Source organism: Halomonas sp. ANAO-440, from assembly GCF_019915905.1.
Taxonomy (GTDB): domain Bacteria; phylum Pseudomonadota; class Gammaproteobacteria; order Pseudomonadales; family Halomonadaceae; genus Halomonas; species Halomonas chromatireducens.
On record NZ_JAHXBV010000050.1, the window covers coordinates 1 to 15,851 of the forward strand.

At 57.6% G+C, this 15,851-nt stretch carries 17 protein-coding genes; 5 read left to right on the forward strand and 12 right to left on the reverse strand.

The genetic code is table 11. The annotated features are described in order from the left end of the window. Window positions 1-149 precede the first annotated feature (149 nt). Window positions 150-1,424, forward strand: a complete 1,275-nt coding sequence (locus KZO25_RS19655; RefSeq protein WP_223138200.1) for a M20/M25/M40 family metallo-hydrolase — start codon at window positions 150-152, stop codon at window positions 1,422-1,424. Between the two features lie 41 nt (window positions 1,425-1,465). Next, a complete protein-coding gene (locus KZO25_RS19660; protein ID WP_223138201.1) occupies window positions 1,466-1,840 on the forward strand; it encodes a hypothetical protein in 375 nt (124 codons plus the stop codon). A gap of 17 nt (window positions 1,841-1,857) precedes the next feature. Here KZO25_RS19660 and KZO25_RS19665 read toward each other — a convergent pair whose 3' ends face one another. From KZO25_RS19665 to KZO25_RS19720, 12 genes are all read right to left on the reverse strand, one after another. Next, the gene (locus tag KZO25_RS19665; protein WP_066444179.1) at window positions 1,858-3,132 is read right to left on the reverse strand and encodes a TRAP transporter large permease; all 1,275 of its coding nucleotides are present in this window, start codon (window positions 3,130-3,132) and stop codon (window positions 1,858-1,860) included. Window position 3,133: 1 nt separating this feature from the next. Then, window positions 3,134-3,634, reverse strand: coding sequence for a TRAP transporter small permease (locus KZO25_RS19670; protein WP_223138202.1), 501 nt, complete (start codon window positions 3,632-3,634; stop codon window positions 3,134-3,136). A gap of 76 nt (window positions 3,635-3,710) precedes the next feature. Continuing rightward, window positions 3,711-4,736, reverse strand: coding sequence for a DctP family TRAP transporter solute-binding subunit (locus tag KZO25_RS19675; protein WP_223138203.1), 1,026 nt, complete (start codon window positions 4,734-4,736; stop codon window positions 3,711-3,713). A 39-nt stretch (window positions 4,737-4,775) separates the two neighbouring features. Next, window positions 4,776-5,774 carry a C-terminal binding protein gene (locus KZO25_RS19680; protein ID WP_223138204.1) on the reverse strand — a complete coding sequence of 333 codons (999 nt, stop codon included), beginning with the start codon at window positions 5,772-5,774 and terminating at the stop codon, window positions 4,776-4,778. Between the two features lie 60 nt (window positions 5,775-5,834). Next, window positions 5,835-6,590, reverse strand: a complete 756-nt coding sequence (locus KZO25_RS19685; protein WP_223138205.1) for a fumarylacetoacetate hydrolase family protein — start codon at window positions 6,588-6,590, stop codon at window positions 5,835-5,837. A 2-nt stretch (window positions 6,591-6,592) separates the two neighbouring features. After that, window positions 6,593-7,315 (reverse strand): FadR/GntR family transcriptional regulator, encoded by a 723-nt coding sequence (locus KZO25_RS19690; protein WP_066444194.1) that lies wholly within the window; start codon window positions 7,313-7,315, stop codon window positions 6,593-6,595. A 199-nt stretch (window positions 7,316-7,514) separates the two neighbouring features. After that, window positions 7,515-8,651, reverse strand: a complete 1,137-nt coding sequence (locus KZO25_RS19695) for an alanine/ornithine racemase family PLP-dependent enzyme (protein WP_223138206.1) — start codon at window positions 8,649-8,651, stop codon at window positions 7,515-7,517. Next, a complete protein-coding gene (locus KZO25_RS19700; protein ID WP_223138207.1) occupies window positions 8,648-9,787 on the reverse strand; it encodes a DUF1611 domain-containing protein in 1,140 nt (379 codons plus the stop codon). The genes KZO25_RS19695 and KZO25_RS19700 overlap by 4 nt, the downstream gene beginning before the upstream one ends. Window positions 9,788-10,018: 231 nt before the next feature. Beyond that, complete coding sequence (locus KZO25_RS19705) at window positions 10,019-10,570, reverse strand: phosphoribosyl-AMP cyclohydrolase (protein ID WP_223138208.1); 552 nt, start codon at window positions 10,568-10,570, stop codon at window positions 10,019-10,021. A gap of 301 nt (window positions 10,571-10,871) precedes the next feature. Beyond that, on the reverse strand, window positions 10,872-11,339 hold the full coding sequence (bfr, locus tag KZO25_RS19710) for a bacterioferritin (protein ID WP_066444197.1): 468 nt from the start codon (window positions 11,337-11,339) through the stop codon (window positions 10,872-10,874). Between the two features lie 231 nt (window positions 11,340-11,570). Then, window positions 11,571-12,434: a sirohydrochlorin chelatase gene (locus tag KZO25_RS19715; protein ID WP_223138209.1), complete on the reverse strand. Its 864-nt coding sequence runs from the start codon at window positions 12,432-12,434 to the stop codon at window positions 11,571-11,573. 204 nt (window positions 12,435-12,638) lie between these two features. Further along, on the reverse strand, window positions 12,639-13,163 hold the full coding sequence (locus KZO25_RS19720; protein WP_223138210.1) for a YgjV family protein: 525 nt from the start codon (window positions 13,161-13,163) through the stop codon (window positions 12,639-12,641). Window positions 13,164-13,330: 167 nt separating this feature from the next. Here KZO25_RS19720 and nfsA point away from each other — a divergent pair, with 167 nt between their 5' ends. From nfsA to KZO25_RS19735, 3 genes are all read left to right on the forward strand, one after another. Continuing rightward, window positions 13,331-14,062, forward strand: a complete 732-nt coding sequence (gene nfsA, locus KZO25_RS19725; RefSeq protein WP_066444212.1) for an oxygen-insensitive NADPH nitroreductase — start codon at window positions 13,331-13,333, stop codon at window positions 14,060-14,062. Beyond that, a complete protein-coding gene (locus KZO25_RS19730; protein WP_223138211.1) occupies window positions 14,059-14,547 on the forward strand; it encodes a metallophosphoesterase family protein in 489 nt (162 codons plus the stop codon). Before nfsA ends, KZO25_RS19730 begins: the two co-directional genes overlap by 4 nt. Window positions 14,548-15,297: 750 nt before the next feature. Further along, window positions 15,298-15,851: hypothetical protein (locus KZO25_RS19735; protein ID WP_223138212.1), on the forward strand; the 554-nt coding region annotated here is incomplete at its 3' end.

The window sequence follows — 15,851 nt, forward strand, 5'->3', positions numbered from 1 at the left end:
CCCGGTGGTGTGAGAGGACGGGGGAGGCGACTCCCCCTCCTACTCGATGGCAGCAGCTACAACTGGCCGCCCTGCGCCCGGAAGGTCGGATCTCATGGAATCTGTCAGACTAGGGTCGTTACTGACCCGAAGAGAGTGAAGAGGAGCATATGAGAGAAACCACCAAGCCCTGGTCCCAGCCCATGCCGGAGCAGCAGTTCACCCTGATGCAGCAGATTCTGGATGCTCCCAGCCCCGTAGGGTTGGAGGGCGCCATGACCTACGGTGTGCTCAAGCCCTATTTCGATACCTTCGCCCCCGGCGACTGGCATCTACACCAGTACAAGGGGCATGCCGGCGTGGTGCTGGACACCCACCCCGGCCGGGACGACCTGTTCAAGGTGATGATCATCGGCCACGCCGACAAGATCCGCATGCAGGTGCGCAGCATCGGTGACGATGGCAAGATCTGGATCAACACCGACGCTTTCCTGCCCAATGTGTTGGTCGGCCACGAGGTCAAGCTGTTCAGCGAGGACCCCCAGGTGCCGGGCCATTATCGCATCATCCAGGGCGGCACCGTGGAAGCGTTGGGCGCCATCCACTTCTCCGACCCGGCCCAGCGCGAAGGCCGCAAGGGTATAAAGAAGGAGCAGATCTACCTCGACCTGCAGATCCACGGCGAGAACAAGAAGCAGCAAGTGCTCAATCTCGGCGTGCGTCCCGGCGACTCCATCATCTTCGACCGCCCCATTCGTCCCGGCTTCAGCCCCGACACCTTCTACGGCGCCTACCTGGATAACGGCCTGGGCTGCTTCGTCACCGCCGAGGTGGCGCGATTGATCGCCGAGGCCGGCGGTACCGAGCAGGTGCGCGTGTTGTTCGCCATCGCCAGCTACGAGGAGATCGGCCGCTTCGGAAGCCGTGTGCTGGCCGGGGAACTGCGCCCGGACGTGGTGATCGGCGTTGACGTCAACCACGACTACGTGGCGGCCCCCGGTATCGGCGACCGGCGCATGCAGCCGCTGGAGATGGGCAAGGGCTTCACCATGTCGGTGGGTGCCATTGCCAGCGAGCAGCTCAACCGCATCATCGAGACCACTGCCCGGGAACATGGTATTCCCATGCAGCGGGACATCGTTGGCGCCGACACCGGGACCGATGGCATGGCCGGTGTGCTGGCTGCCGTAGATTGCGCCGCCACCTCCATCGGCTTCCCCATTCGCAACATGCACACCATCTCCGAAACCGGTAACACCCAGGACGTGCTGGCCGCCATCCACGTGCTGACGCACACCCTCCAGGCGCTGGATGCCTTGCCGGACCCGCACCGCGAGTTCCTGGACAACCACCCGCGCCTCGATGAGGCATCCCGCCTGGGACACCAGGGCTCGACCAAGCCCGACGATGAGGAAAGCGACAACAACAAGAGGGGAGACGAGTAGGCCGCCAGGGTAACCAGAAGCGGTCAACCCGAGACATGATCATGAGAGCAGAGCCCCATACTCCTCTGGCAGGTCAAGTCCGCAAGGTGCTCGAAACGGCACCCGAGGCGATGTTGCCGATGACCTATCAGCAGCTCGCCGAGGCGCTGGGCCTCAAGCCCCCGCGCACCATCCAGCGCATCGCACATGCCCTGGAAACCCTGATGCGTGAAGATGCCGAGCAGGGGCAGCCCTTCATCGCAGCGCTGGTTGTCAGCCGCCGGGGCGAGGGCCTACCAGCGCAGGGCTTCTTCGATCTTGCCGTGGAGCTGGGGCGCTTCCCGGCGGATCCGGAGCAGCACGCAGCGGCCTATCGGGAGGAGTTCCGGCAGGTGATGCCTTCCATACATCACATTCGCCCACTTGGCGGAGGCTGATACAATCCTTGGTGTATTCAGAACACAAGTTGCGGAAGGAAGGTAGAGATAGCTGGTACAAAGGCCAGCAGAAGCAGGCATCCGATAAGGGCTGCCAGGAAAGGAATTATCATGCGAGACAGTTGCCCAATAGAGACGCCGGAAATACTGCAAGTGGCAAATAGAGTAATACCTACAGGTGGTGTTGCCATGCCAATAGCCAGCGCCACGACGGTAATGACACCAAAGTGAACCATGTCGATGCCGAGCTGTTGGGCGATAGGGGTGAATATAGGCACAACCAGCAGAATGATAGCTCCAGTTTCCATGAACGTGCCGAGAATCAGATACATCAGGATCATCAGCATCAAGATAATGTAAGTGTTGGTTGATAACCCCAGGATGGTACTGGAGGCCATTTGTGGGACCTGCTCGATAGTCATGATCCAGCCAAAGGGACTGGCAACGGCAATGAGAAGCACGATCATTGCCGAGTTCAATGATGCCTTGTAGAAGACCGGGGTGATATCTTTCCAGCCAAGCTCCTTGTAAATGAAAATACTGACAAAGAGGCCGTATACGACAGCGATGCCAGCCGATTCTGTCGGCGTGAATACCCCTGTCATGATTCCACCAAGAATGATGATGGGCATCAAGATTCCCCAGGAGGAGTCAAGCAGCTTTTTCCAGCGTTGCCGCCAGCTCTGCTTTTGCTCTGCAGGATAGCCCAGTTGATGAGAGCGTATGATGCTGACAGCGATCAGTGCGCCAGCAAGCATGGCGCCAGGCAGGATACCAGCCACAAACAATTGCCCGATGGAAACATCGGCAACGATACCAAACAGGATAAAGGTAATGCTAGGTGGAATCACGACACCAAGGCATGAAGCGGAGGCAACGACAGAAGACGCATACGGCCTTGAATATCCGCGCTTTACCATTTCGGGAATGGTCAGTTCGCCGACGGCCGCAGCGGTGCCGGGAGCCGATCCGGAAATAGAAGCAAAAAACGTACAAGCCATGACTGAAACAGCGGCGAGTCCGCCCTTGAAGTGCCCGACCAATGCACTCGCCAAGCCAACGATTCGTTTTGATATACCGCCACGCTCCATGATGGATCCGGCCATCATGAATAAAGGAATGGCAAGTAGAGGGAAGGAATTAATGCCGGCCACCATGCGTTGCGGCAGCATCTCGATGGGCATCATGCCTGAAGCCAGCAAGCTGGCTAATGCTGCAAGCCCCATGGCAAAGCCAATTGGGATGTTGATCATGAAACAGACCACAAGCACAGTAAGAAGTACAGTCAACATGTCATGGCCCCTTGCGCATTGTTTTTAAATTATTTTTAGAATTGACTGCCCCGACCAGACAGTAAAAAAATATAAGTGCGCCCATCGTGGGTACTGAAAAATACACCCAGCTCATGGGGATGCCTAGTGCGGGAGATGATTGAAACCTTGTTGCGAGTACAACTTTCCAGCCGTAGTAAACCAAATGTCCCGAAAAGAACATTATGGCAAGGTATCCAATTATCTCTATCATGAGCTGTATTTTTCTACTGAAGAGCCCGACTATGATGTTGATGCCAATGTGTATTTTTTCACGCACTCCCATGGCAATCGCCAGAAAGCTGCACCAGATGAATATAAACCGAATAGCCTCTTCGCTCCATGAGCTGGATTTATTAAACCCGTAGCGCATGACGACTTGGTAAAATGTCAATGATGCGATGGCAATCATCATGGCAACCAGGCATGACTTGAGAAACGTGTCCAGGTAGAATATTGGGCTAAACGTCTTTTTGTTATCCACCAATATTTCCTTATAAGTTGATCAGGCCGAAAGAAGGACACCGGGGTGCCATGGCTTTGGCACCCCGGTGCAATGCTTATTCAGTCGCCATGATGGCCCTGATGAGCTCTTCACCTCGCGATGCATCGCCGCTGCCCAGCATTTCATAGTAGCTAGGATAAATATGTTCAGCTGCGGCCTCAATAAATGCGTCTTTTTCAACCTCATTGATTTTCATGCCATTGCTTTCAAGCACGCTTCGCATCTCGACCTCGTATTCAACAAGGGATTCACGCTGGATATTGCTTGCTTCCACGGATGCCTGGGATATGATCTCCTGGTGCTCTTCATCCAGTGTCTGCCACCACTTCTCGGCAGCAATATACTGCCTTGGATAATAAAAGTGCCCACTAAGGGAGAGGTAATCCTGAACTTCATAAAAACGTTGGCTGTAAATGAGGTTCATCGGATTTTCCTGGCCATCAACAACACCTTGTTGTAGTGCCGTGTAAAGCTCGCCAAATGACATTGGTACGGCTGAAGCACCAAATGCATTGATCGTGTCGACCATGACCTCACTTTCCATCACGCGAATACTAAGACCCTGCAGGTCTTCCATTGTATGGATGGGTCGCTGGTCATTGGTGAAGTATCTGAATCCCCCGTCGTTATACGCTAGATGCCTGATCCCCACGTCCGTGTATTTTTCCTGAACGGACCTGCCGATTTCTCCATCCAGGACAGTATGAGCATGCTCAATGTCACGGAAGATGAAGGGAAGGTCCCACAGCATGGCTTCTGGCACGAACCCACCCATCGGTCCATTTTCGACATCAGCCATTTCAATCATGCCCAGCTGTATGCCTTCGACAATTGTTCTGGCATCCCCAAGCTGGCCGGCTGGATATATTTGAACACTGATTGCACCGTTGGAGCGCTCTTCCACCATGTCCTTGAAGGCGTTAACACCAACATTCTGAGGGTCGTCAGGGTTCGTATTCCCATTGTGGGCGAACTTGATGTTAACGGTAGACTGTGCGGATGCACTCATTGTCAATGCTGCAAACAAGGTGGTGGCAGCCACAAGGCCTGCTATTGCAGAGCCTGATTTCTTGATGTTCATATTGTTGTCCTTGTATTGATGGCTTTCTTGGTATTTTGCTTAGTTTACAGGGTTGCTGGCTTTCCCATTTCTTATTGTTCTGACTATTTCCTGTGATGCTTTTTTTCTTAATGCTGCTACAGAGTCTTGGGATAAAAAGGCCGTGTGAGGAGTGATGACAACATTATCCAGGCTGGAGAGCTCAGGCGCACCTTCTGGAGGTTCCTTCTCCAGTACATCCATGGCTGCTCCGGCGAGTCGGCCTTCTATCAGCGCGGTAAAAAGGTCATTTTCCTGTATGAGCCCTCCTCTGGATGTGTTGATAACAACGGAGGTTTCTTTCATTTTCGACAATGTTGATTTATTTAGTATGTGCCTGGTGTCCTCTGTCAGTGGGAGATGTAAGGATAGAAAGTCGACTTCATGAAGAAACTCATCGAAGTCTTCTATCTGGCTGATGTGGTGTTGAGCGAGAAGGTCGGGTGAACTATATGGGTCATAGCCCACAACTTCCAAGCCAAAAGCCCTGGCTCGTAGAGCCACCTGCTGTCCGATGGCACCACAGCCTAGCAAGCCAAACTTCTTTCCTCTGAGCTGAGGCACGCTTTTCGCCTGGTTGGCATTCCAAACACCTTGCTTGACTTGGCTATCCAAGTGGCAGATTTTTCTCACCAGAGCAAGGAACATTCCGAAGGTATGGTCTGCCACTTCATCCTGGCAATAGTCCGGAACGTTAGCAACGATGATTCCCTTTCTCGATGCCGCCTCCACGTCTATGTTGTTATATCCGATGCCGGCTTTCACTATTATCTTGCAGCGATCCAGCTGCTCAATGAGCTCTGCACTTACGTCGGCATAAACGACCAAGAGCGCATCAGCATCTTTTCCCAGTTCGCCTAGGCTGGCAAGTTCGCCAGAAGGGCTTAGCCTGAAGTCGATGCTTTCTTTTTGGAACACATCTTGCTCAACCAGTGTGTCAGGAAAGATCGTGTCTGTCATCAAGACCGAGGGGTTCACAATATTGTCTCTCTTTTCATTTCTGTTATTTTTATACAGCAAGGCCTAGCACCATCGTTGTGATGCGACGCCACCGTCATGCCTGCTGCAAGGTTTTTCTTTTTATGCGATTTTTAACGCGTTAGTCAGGGTGCCAATTCCGTCAATCGTTACGGACATTACATCACCGCTATTGACCGGGCCAACCCCATGGGGCGTGCCGGTGAGAATGACATCGCCTGGCAGTAGAGTCATGCACTTCGATACATAACTTACGATCTCGTTGACACCAAATATGAACATGTTGATGTTGGAGCTTTGTCGGACCTCGCCGTTTACGGTTAGCTGGATTTTAGCATCTTTATGATTGATATCGCTTACGATGCCCGGACCCAGTGGGCAAAATGTGTCAAAGGACTTTCCACGTGTCCATTGCTTGTCGCTCAGTTGAATTGCGCGAGCGGTGAAGTCATTGGCGCAAGTAAACCCGAATATTGCTCCCTCTGCCTCATTGGCTGAAATGTTTTTTGCTTTCTTCCCAATGACAATGGCCAGCTCGCCCTCATGGTCAAGTCGCCCAGTATTACTGGGTGCGACGATGTCATCTTCGTGTGCAATAACTGTAGTCGGTGGTTTCAGGAACAGCAGCGGTGCCTCAGGCAGCGCTTCATTCATTTCTTTGGCATGATCCAGATAATTAAGACCTACGCAAACCACTTTTGTTGGCTGACAAGGTGGGAGTAACGTGACTGAGGAGGCAGGTACCGTCTCATCGCTCAGCTCAGGGTTTTCGAACATACTTCCTTCAAGCTTCGTGACGAGGCCATCCTTCATGTATCCTTCGTATGTGTTGTTGTTATGTTCATAACGGACGTACATATTTAAACTCCGGCTTTTGTTATTTCAGTTTTGACGAGATGGTTTAGCCTTTCCTGGACGTCGAGCAGGTGGAGCTGCATTTCTTGTTCTGCACGCTCCTCATTGTGTTGTTTCAAGGCCTCCAGTATTTTTCCATGGAAATTGATAGATTCCTTCATGACAGGCTTGTCGTACCCGACGCTTTTCTGGGTTCGGAATACCAACGTGATGATGGAGTTGTATAAGCTGGCCAATACCCGGCTATTGGATGCCTTCGCGATTTGCTGGTGAAAAGCGATGTCAGCCAGGACATACTCGTCATTATTGTCCTCTTCTTCGGCCTTTACCATAAGCTCCAGTTGCTGTGACATGATGCTTATATCGCTGTTCGTTATCCTTTTTGCCGCCAGGCGAACCATGGCCTTTTCCAGAAACATTCTGGCTTCGGTGACATCTTCGTAGCTGCAGTCGTCCAGCAATATTTTTAGAGCAAGTGTTTCCTCAAGGATGGAAGAAAAGTTTGTGGTAATAACGGTTCCAGCATTGGTTCTATTAAGCAGTCCTTGGAGGGATAGGATTTTCAGCCCTTCCCGAACAGAGGCGCGACTCACACCAAACTGTTCGCACAGCTCCCTTTCACTTGGGATCCGGTCGCCTTCTTTGAGCTCACCACTAACGATCATGGACTTTATCTTGGCCACGACATCGTCACTCAAACTTTTCTTCTCAAGCGGCTCAATTTTCATAAGGCTGTGACTCTGTTCCGGGCTCGATTCCGTGGTTCTATGATCTGATGGTCAGACCACGCTAGTGACTTCAACTTAGCGACACCCGTGAAGCGAGTCAAGATAATTCTGCCATGCACCTGGGCGTTCGAGGTTCCGCTGCCTGGCTGGGCCGCCTGGGCTCGGGCAGCTCTGGGCCCGGTGAGTATCAAAGAGTGGCTTAGGGTCGAGTTGCGAAAGGAGAGGGTGAAGGGGGAGGGACGGGTGGGGGAGACGGCCGAATCAAAGTCGGCAGGCATGTCGTAGCGAAGAGGGCGGTCGCCACGAACGGTGAAGTCATCACACGCAGCAGCGCCGAGTAATCAAGGCCGAAGCGGATCTCCGTGCCGGGTGGCAGGTGATGTTGCGATTCCAGCACCAGATGGTCGCTGCTGGCGGCGAGCACGCTGATGCCCTGTGGAGGGGCCAGGCCATCCGGGTCGACGTCCTGACGTCCGATGGCGGCAATTGTCTGAATGATGGTGCCGCGCTCGCCTGTCTGCGTCGGTACGCCAAAAGCAGCCTCACCCGTTGCACCGCGTGGCGCTGTCGGCTTGGCCAGTGATTCGATGACGGACACCACCAGGGTGAAAGCATCGGCGTGCAGGCCGTTCAGGGGTATTCGCGTGAGCGGGTCGCAGCCCAGCAGGATCGACTCGCCGAGCCGCAGGTCGTTGATTCGGCCAGCGGGCGCTGCGATGGCCCAGGCGAGATTGGCCGAATTGCCGCCGGAAACGAGGGACAGGTGCTGGCCCAGTTCGCTTTCGAGCCGGTTCACGAGTGCAGAGAGCTCACCCATGTTGTCGGCGCTGGGCACGACGCCAGCCCGGCACGCCAGGTTGGTGCCGAGGCCAGCAAGTGCCACATGAGGCGTAAGCGAAATGTGCCGGGCGAAGTCGAGTGCATTCTCTGGCAGTACGCCCTCGCGCAGGTCGCCCAGCTCCACCATCAGCACCAGGCCGTGAACCACCCCGTGCCTGCCCGCCGCCCCTGACAATGCCTCCACGACATCACGTTCACTCACCTGACTGAGGCTGGCGCAGGCCACAGTCCGGTCTGCCTGGTCCGGCGTGGGCGATCGCAGCAGCGTCAGGGGTGCCTGTATACCCGCATCGCGAAGCGCCTCGAGGTTTTCGAGGCGCGAATCACCGAGACGCACCACGCCACCCGCGATCATGGCCTTCGCCACCTCGGGCGAGCCTAGCGTCGCCTTGGTGACGCCGGTGACATCGATGCCGCGCCCGGACAAGAGAGTGACCAGTGTGCGAGCGTTCTCCTCGATCTTGGTCAGATCGATTTCAATGCGAGGGCAGGTCATGCCATTGCCAGTTGCCTGCCTTCCTTGAGTGCAGGAAAGGCGGCAGTGACCATTGCCACCAGTGCCGAGGGGTCGTGCCACAGCGCGTCGGTGGCGGGGAGGCCAAGCTCGGCATCGTAGCGGGCGATGGCCGCCGTGACCTCCGCCCGGGTCATGTCCTCATGATTGATGGTGATGCCAATGACCCTGGTCTTGCCGAACCGTTCGATGAGCTCGATCTCCGATAAGGGGGAGGGCATGCGCACCTGCGGGTAGTCGCTGAGCATTTGGCGGGCCGGCGCGTGCTGCATGATCACTGCCTGTGGCCGGCTGGCGCGCAACACCACCGTCGAGCTCAGGTAGGCGGGGTGACTGAGGGCACCCTGGCCCTCGATCACGATGACGGCAGGGTGCTCGCCTTCATAGGCGGCGAGCACCGCCCCTTCCAGCTCGCCGACACCGAACTGAGCGGGGATGGCATCGAGTGCGACGCCATAGGCGGCGCCTTGCATCAGGCCGGTCTGCCCCGTCCCTACCATCACGGTGTGAATCCCGGCATCGTTGAGTGCCTGGGTGAGCAGCGTCGAGGTGGTGCGCTTGCCGATCGCGCCATCGGTGCCGAGTATGGCGATGCGTACGCAATCGACGCTGTCGATCGCACCATCGAACATGCGCAGATGCTTGGTGGGGCGAGGCCGGCGGATATCATGCAGCGCAACACCGCTGGCGAGTGCGGCCGCCGAGATTTCCGGGTCGTCCGCGAGGAACTCGTGCAGGCCGGATACCACGCCGACACCAGCCGCCACGGCCGCCAGCACCACCGCGCGGTCCGCCTCGGACATGAGCCCCGACAGCGGGGCAAGCCCGAAGATGAGCACGTCGGGAAGGCTATCGGCCGCTGTGAGCGCCGCCGACAGATCGGCCACGATGGGAATGCCTGCCGCCGCCTCGCCCAGGGCGGTGCCCGCGTCTTCGCCGGTCAGGGTGCTGTCGATGACGGAAAGGATGCGATACCGCTCACTGCTGCGCACCAAGCCGTTGGCTGTCTTGCCATCGATGCGCGTGAAGTTGTTTTCGCAGTACACAACGGCCGATTGACGGGCATCATCAGGAGGAGTGGCGGAGCCGAGGATGGCTTGAAGGGAGTCAGGAAGCATGAATCGCAAACCTCAGGTCTGGACCCAGAGGAGGCGACAGGAAGGTCCCGGCCGAGACGGCCGACAGTCAACGAGAGGTCTCCACCAAGATCAGTGGATGTACCTCAGCATACGCAGATCGGGGGCCGGCGTATGTTCGTCAGCGTACAAAGGCCGGGCTCAGGGGATTAAGGCGGGGGCTGAAGGCCCCGCCATGCGGGGCCAGGCTTTCAGAGACCTGAAGTGTAGGGATCAGTGTTGCGGAGAGTAGGGAAGCGATGAGTGGTGAAGCCTGATGCGCAGGTCACCATCCTCGTCCTGGAAATAGCCAAAGGTGTATTCCACTTTGACCTCTTCTCCGGAGTCGACCTCGGTAAAGTAGTAGTTGCCCATGGCAATGGCAGAGTCCTCATCGAGAATGATGCCGTGGTTCTCGAAGCGTACGTTGCTCCAGGGCTGGATGGCGAAGCCGCCATCCTCCGAGACGGCTCCCGTCACGAAATAAGACAATACCTCTTCCTTGGTTGAGCGGAACTGCAATTCCGACGCCTTGGTGGGCTTGAAAAGCACGGTTCCCTGGTCATAGCCGTAAAGGGTGTCGACGACCTCCTCCGCCAGTGCTTCGTAGTCCTCCTGCGAGGTATACGCCTCGCCGATGGCGACGATGGCTTCGCCCCAGGTCTGCTGGGCCTGAACGACATCCGCTTCGGTAATCTGTGCGCTTTGGCCGGCAGTTGCCTGGCCTGCACCGATAAGGACGAAGCTTGATATTGCCAGCGCAGTCAGCGTTTTTCTCATGCTCATTTTCTCTCCATGAAAAGCGGGTTCGTGGGGGAGTGTCCCGCCGACCATCCTATTTGTCGTGATGCATGATTCCATTTGCTTTTGACCTCATGCGTCACTGTGTCGCACATGGCGCACGTCATTTCCACCGAACCTCGCCGGGCACTAATTGGCACTTCCTTGCATGCGTGCGAGACGCCATGAACGCTCGCCAAGCCCCCGTTCGTTATCGTCTGTGTGGGGCTCGGGGGCGCGTCATGCTTGACCGCGGCTGCATCCGGCCCAGCATGCGCTGGTCAGTTCCCTGACGAGGTCCAGTGGCTCACATCTGGGAGAGCAGGTAGTTCGGCTTGCCCAGCATCTTGATCAGCCGCAGCTGCTGCTCCAGCCAGTAGGCGTGATCCTCCTCGGTGTCGGCCAGCAGCCCCAGCAGTACGTCGCGTGTCTGAAAGTCCCGCTCCTGCTCGCACAGCGCGATGGCTTCCTTCAGGGCATCGCCCACTTCGTACTCGAGCTGGAGGTCGTTGCCCAGCATTTCCTCCACGTCCTGGCCGACGCGAACCGGGGTACGGGTATGCATATCGGGCTTGCCTTCAAGGAACAGGATGCGCTCGATAAGCTGCTTGGCATGCCCCTTTTCATCGTCGAATTCATGGGCGATTCGCTCATGGAGCTTGCCAAGCCCCCAGTCGGCGTACATCTCGGAGTGGATGAAGTACTGGTCCATGGCGGCGAGTTCTGCCGCCAGCAGGCCATTCAGGGCATCGATGATGTTCTGCTTGCCTTTCATGCGAATCCTTTTTTCGTCGTGCAGGGGTATCCGATCCATCCTAGGGTTAATTGAGAAATTGGTCAATTTTCCTTTGAATTCAGTTGTTTGGTATTGCCTTTGCGTGCGATTTGCATTTGATTTACATCGCTCGCATGGGTCGTCGCCATGGATGACGGCTTCCACTGAAGCGGTGCGCAGCAAAACAGCCAGCGTGCCGTCTGGCTGGTTGCCGAAATTGGCCGACAAGGGTCAGGAAGAAGCGCCGAAGGGGGCTAGTTCCGCCAGCAGCGGCTCACCTGCCAGGGCTTGCTGCAGTCGGGTTACGAGGATATCCACGATGGCGTCATTCTCACCCACCAAGCGGGTGATGGTGACGCGCAGGTCGGGGGACCGGGTCATTGCCTGTTCGCAGATCTCGGCAATATCGCCCCCTTCGCCGGCGTGGCGCCCGGGGGAAAGGAACAGCATGGACAGGATAACGTCGCCGTGGGCCATGGGGGGAGAGGCGAGCAGGTCGACCAGCAGTGGCTCGTTGAAGCGATAGGCATCTCCCTGGCGGCGTTCCATGGAGGCGAAAGTGACGCAGCTGGCCTCATCGGCAAGCAGCACGCTGAGCTGCCCTGCAAGGTAGTTGCGCACCGCCGTCACCTCCGGGAGCGGACTGCCGTGATCCACCAGTACCACCTTCGGCTGCGATAGCCCCGCCATGCGTTCGCGAACGTTCTCCGCCAGCAGCTGTACCAGGCGCAGATCCACTGGCGCCTGGCTATCCACCAGCGGCAGGGCTACCTTGACGCCGAGCTGCGGGTAGCTGGCTTGAACCTCGGATAGGCGCTCGGGCAGGTAATGAGTCAGCGCCTGGCTGGGGCCGAAGAAGAACGGCAGGATGAGCAGCTCGGTCACCCCCCGCGCGGCTTCTCGTTCCGCCAGGGGGCCCAGGGTCACGGCCTTGTGACCATCGAGTTTCTCGGGGGAAATCTTGTTGGAATGCAGCAGCGAGGTAGCCTCCACTGCTTCGCCAGTGGCCTGGCTCAGGGCATGTGCCAGGCGGCGCAGGTTGAGCGTGGCCTGGGGGCGCAGGGAACCGTTGTCGACGAGCAGAATCTTTCGCATGAAAGCCTCAGGACTGGCGCAAGGCGGGGTGCCGCTGCGCATGGCGGTAGGACTTATCTCACTACCCGGCGGGACAGTGGGTCAAGTGGACCATTTTTACCAGGGTCGGCTCGCATCATTATTCTGCTCATCGTGCGAACCAAATGACAGGCTTAAACGGTGTGACAAGCCCTTGAAGGCGCACGGAAAGGCCACCTGGCTCGGTCACGTCGTGTGCAGCAACCGTGCGTCGCGCCTCAGGCGCAGCATCGTGACGACATTGGTCAGGAAGATCAGGCTTTCTGCAATCGTTCCGCCGATGGAGCCCGCCAGCACGTTGCTGGCGACCCAGCAGAGCGCCGCTGCGGCTAGGGTGATACGCATGGGAATACCGCTCAGCATGAACATGCCGTAGGTCCCCAAAAGACCGGCAGCCAGGGCCGGGATATCCCGCGGCCCGCTCCAGGTCAGCGCGGCCACCACCAAGGTGGCAAGCAGCATGCCGAGCATTAGGAGGATGTTGCGCCGGAAGCGGCGCACCAGGGCGATGCGCAGCACGATCAGCGCCGAGATCCCGGCGGCGACCCAGCTTTCGAACAGTGCGAACTGCACGGCGAAGGCGATATTCGCAAACAGCAGCAGCACGAACAGCCGATCATCGCGCTTGCTGGCGAAGGCCACCAGGCACAGTGCCAGAGCGATCAGGCTGACACCCTGACCCAGCAGCCATCTCAGGCCGATCTCTTCCATGCAGGAGTACGCTCTTGGCAATGGGTGGGGAAGTTCGCCACGCTAACACGCTGTCTGCGCGGGAGGCACGCCTACCTGCTTCCTCCATGGTGGCGCAACGATGTAATGGGCCGCAGAATGAAAGATACTAAGCAGGTTAACTATCGACACGCATTCCGCGAGGCGACATGAATTCCACCATCGAACTGCTGAAATCCCACCGCTCGATTCGCAAATTCACAGACCAGAAAGTGCCGCACGAACTGCTTCTCGAACTGATTCGTGCCGGCCAGGCCGCTGCAACGTCCAACCACGTTCAGGCCTACACCGTCATTCACGTGAAGAACCCGGCCAACCGCGAGCAGATCGCCGAGCTGGCCGGCGGCCAGACTTACGTTGCTACCGCCTCCGATTTCCTGGTGTTTTGTGCCGACATGAAGCGACCCACCGAGGCTGCCGAGCGAATCGGCGCCAACGTCGTGCGCGGCATGACCGAGCAACTGCTGGTGGCCAGCGTGGATACCGCATTGATGGCCCAGAATGTTGTCATTGCCGCGGAGTCCGAGGGGCTCGGTATCTGCTATATCGGTGGTATTCGCAACAACCCCCAGGCCGTGAGTGACTTGCTGCGCCTGCCGGAACACGTCTACCCGGTGTTTGGCCTGTGCCTTGGCTACCCGGCCCATGAGCCTGACGTAAAGCCGCGCCTGCCGGTGGAAGCGGTCCTCAAGGAGGATTACTACACCGACGACAGTGAGCTGGTGGCGGTTTTCGATGACGCCATGCAGACCTACTACGGCCAGCGCAAGGGCGGAAACAAGGACACCAACTGGTCAAAGAATCTGACCCCGCTGTTCGACAGCAAGCTCCGTGCCCATATGCGTGAATTTCTGACCAAGCGTGGTTTCGGGATGAAGTGAAAGCTTCCATCATTACCGAGCTGCCGATCGGCGTCATCAGTGATACCCACGGGCTGCTGCGCCCTGAGGCCCTGACGATGCTGGAAGGCTGCGAACTTATCCTGCATCTGGGCGATGTGGGCAGCCGGGACGAGGACGCCGCCATCCTCGAGCGGCTGGCGGAGTTGGCACCAGTGGCGGCGGTGCGCGGCAATATCGACACCGCGTCCTGGGCCGAGGCGCTGCCGCTGACGCTGGATCTCACCGTCAACGGCTGGCGCCTGCACCTGGTGCATATCCTGCGGAACTTCGATCCCGCCACTTCGTGCGATGCCGTGCTTCATGGCCACTCCCACAAACCGCGTCACGAATGGCAGGGGGGCCACCTGCTGTTCAATCCCGGTGCGGCTGGCAAGCGCCGCTTTCGCCTGCCTATCACCCTGGGCAAGCTCTGGGCCGACGAGCGTGGCCTGCGCGGTGCCATTCTGCATCTGCCGCTTTGCTAAGCTCTGGCACCTGGGTAAATCGCTTTCCGCAATAATGTCCAAGCCTTCGCCTGGGGCTGGGCCTAAGCTATGCCATAGTGGCGTTCAAAGGAGGCCTCGAGCTGAGCGGAAGGCCAAAGGCGATGATAGAGACCCCACTGGCATCGGGCGGGCTTTGAGGTCTCAGCCACACCTACTCACCAGAACGTCCAGGCTCCTCACGATCACAGTCATAGCGCTCCATGGTGCTTGCGGCAGTCGATACAGTGACAAATGCCGACCCGGTACGGGCGCCCCGTCGCCACGATACTCACGTTGCCGCAAAGGCAACCGCCCGTGAATCGGTTCATACAGTGTCTCCTCGAACATGGCCTCGCCAACGCAGATAACCCACTGAAAGGGAACGGCTCCTTTCATGATCCTGCACATGCTGCCAACCGGGTTCCCTGGAAATGCAGCAGGTAACATCCGGATGCCTATGTGTGCCGTCGTACAGATGGGCGGAACACGCAGAACTAGAATGAACAGACCTGACAAGGAGGCGGAAGGATCCCATGCCGGCTCGCCTTATTGATCCTTTCAATGAGTCATCGTTGTTCAGCAAGTACCACTCCCTCTTCCTGGTCAGAACCACCTCCCAATACAGCTAGCGACTGGCTAGCCTGCCGGGAATTACTCGACCACCTACGGCGTGAAGATAGCCGCGTGGGCACCGTTGATTACAGATAACCGCCATCATGCCCGGGCAGTGCCTGAGTCAGGAGAATCGATATGAAACGTCGTATGCGCCTTTTCAGGAAGCCCGTGGTCATTCTGGCCTCGCTGTCATTGATGAGCCCGGCCTTTGTCCAGGCGACGCTGTCGTCGGCTACCGATGAAGAGACCATCACACTCAGTCAAGTGACAGAACCTGCTGATCAAACGGAGGAAGAGCTCCTGATCGAGCAGGAAAACGACGAACAGGCCGAAGCAGACGATCTCGCCGAGCCGGAAGTGACCGAACAGGGCGAAGAGGACGCACTCGCTGAGCAGGAAGCTGATCAGGCCCAGGCAGATGCCCTGGCGGAGCAGGAAGCCGCCGATCAGGCCGACGCCGATGCCCTGGCGGAGCAGGAGGCCACCGAGCAAGCCCAGGCAGATGCCCTAGCCGAGCAGGAGGCCACAGATCAGGCCGAAGCCGACGCCCTGGCCGAGCAGGAAGCCGCCGATCAGGCCGACGCCGATGCCCTGGCGGAGCAGGAAGCCACCGAGCAAGCCGAGGCAGATGCACTGGCGGAGCAGGAGGCTACCGAGCAGGCCGAAGCCGACGCCCTGGCGGAGCAGGA

Bases quoted from the DNA above. Each gene is read 5' to 3' on its own strand.
- KZO25_RS19700 (WP_223138207.1), bottom strand. From the start codon at position 9,787: ATGCTTCCTGACTCCCTTCAAGCCATCCTCGGCTCCGCCACTCCTCCT.
- KZO25_RS19705 (WP_223138208.1), bottom strand. From the start codon at position 10,570: ATGAGCATGAGAAAAACGCTGACTGCGCTGGCAATATCAAGCTTCGTC.
- KZO25_RS19675 (WP_223138203.1), bottom strand. From the start codon at position 4,736: ATGAACATCAAGAAATCAGGCTCTGCAATAGCAGGCCTTGTGGCTGCC.
- bfr (WP_066444197.1), bottom strand. From the start codon at position 11,339: ATGAAAGGCAAGCAGAACATCATCGATGCCCTGAATGGCCTGCTGGCG.
- KZO25_RS19660 (WP_223138201.1), top strand. From the start codon at position 1,466: ATGAGAGCAGAGCCCCATACTCCTCTGGCAGGTCAAGTCCGCAAGGTG.
- KZO25_RS19690 (WP_066444194.1), bottom strand. From the start codon at position 7,315: ATGAAAATTGAGCCGCTTGAGAAGAAAAGTTTGAGTGACGATGTCGTG.
- KZO25_RS19685 (WP_223138205.1), bottom strand. From the start codon at position 6,590: ATGTACGTCCGTTATGAACATAACAACAACACATACGAAGGATACATG.
- KZO25_RS19665 (WP_066444179.1), bottom strand. From the start codon at position 3,132: ATGTTGACTGTACTTCTTACTGTGCTTGTGGTCTGTTTCATGATCAAC.
- KZO25_RS19720 (WP_223138210.1), bottom strand. From the start codon at position 13,163: ATGGAAGAGATCGGCCTGAGATGGCTGCTGGGTCAGGGTGTCAGCCTG.
- KZO25_RS19715 (WP_223138209.1), bottom strand. From the start codon at position 12,434: ATGCGAAAGATTCTGCTCGTCGACAACGGTTCCCTGCGCCCCCAGGCC.
- KZO25_RS19655 (WP_223138200.1), top strand. From the start codon at position 150: ATGAGAGAAACCACCAAGCCCTGGTCCCAGCCCATGCCGGAGCAGCAG.
- nfsA (WP_066444212.1), top strand. From the start codon at position 13,331: ATGAATTCCACCATCGAACTGCTGAAATCCCACCGCTCGATTCGCAAA.
- KZO25_RS19695 (WP_223138206.1), bottom strand. From the start codon at position 8,651: ATGACCTGCCCTCGCATTGAAATCGATCTGACCAAGATCGAGGAGAAC.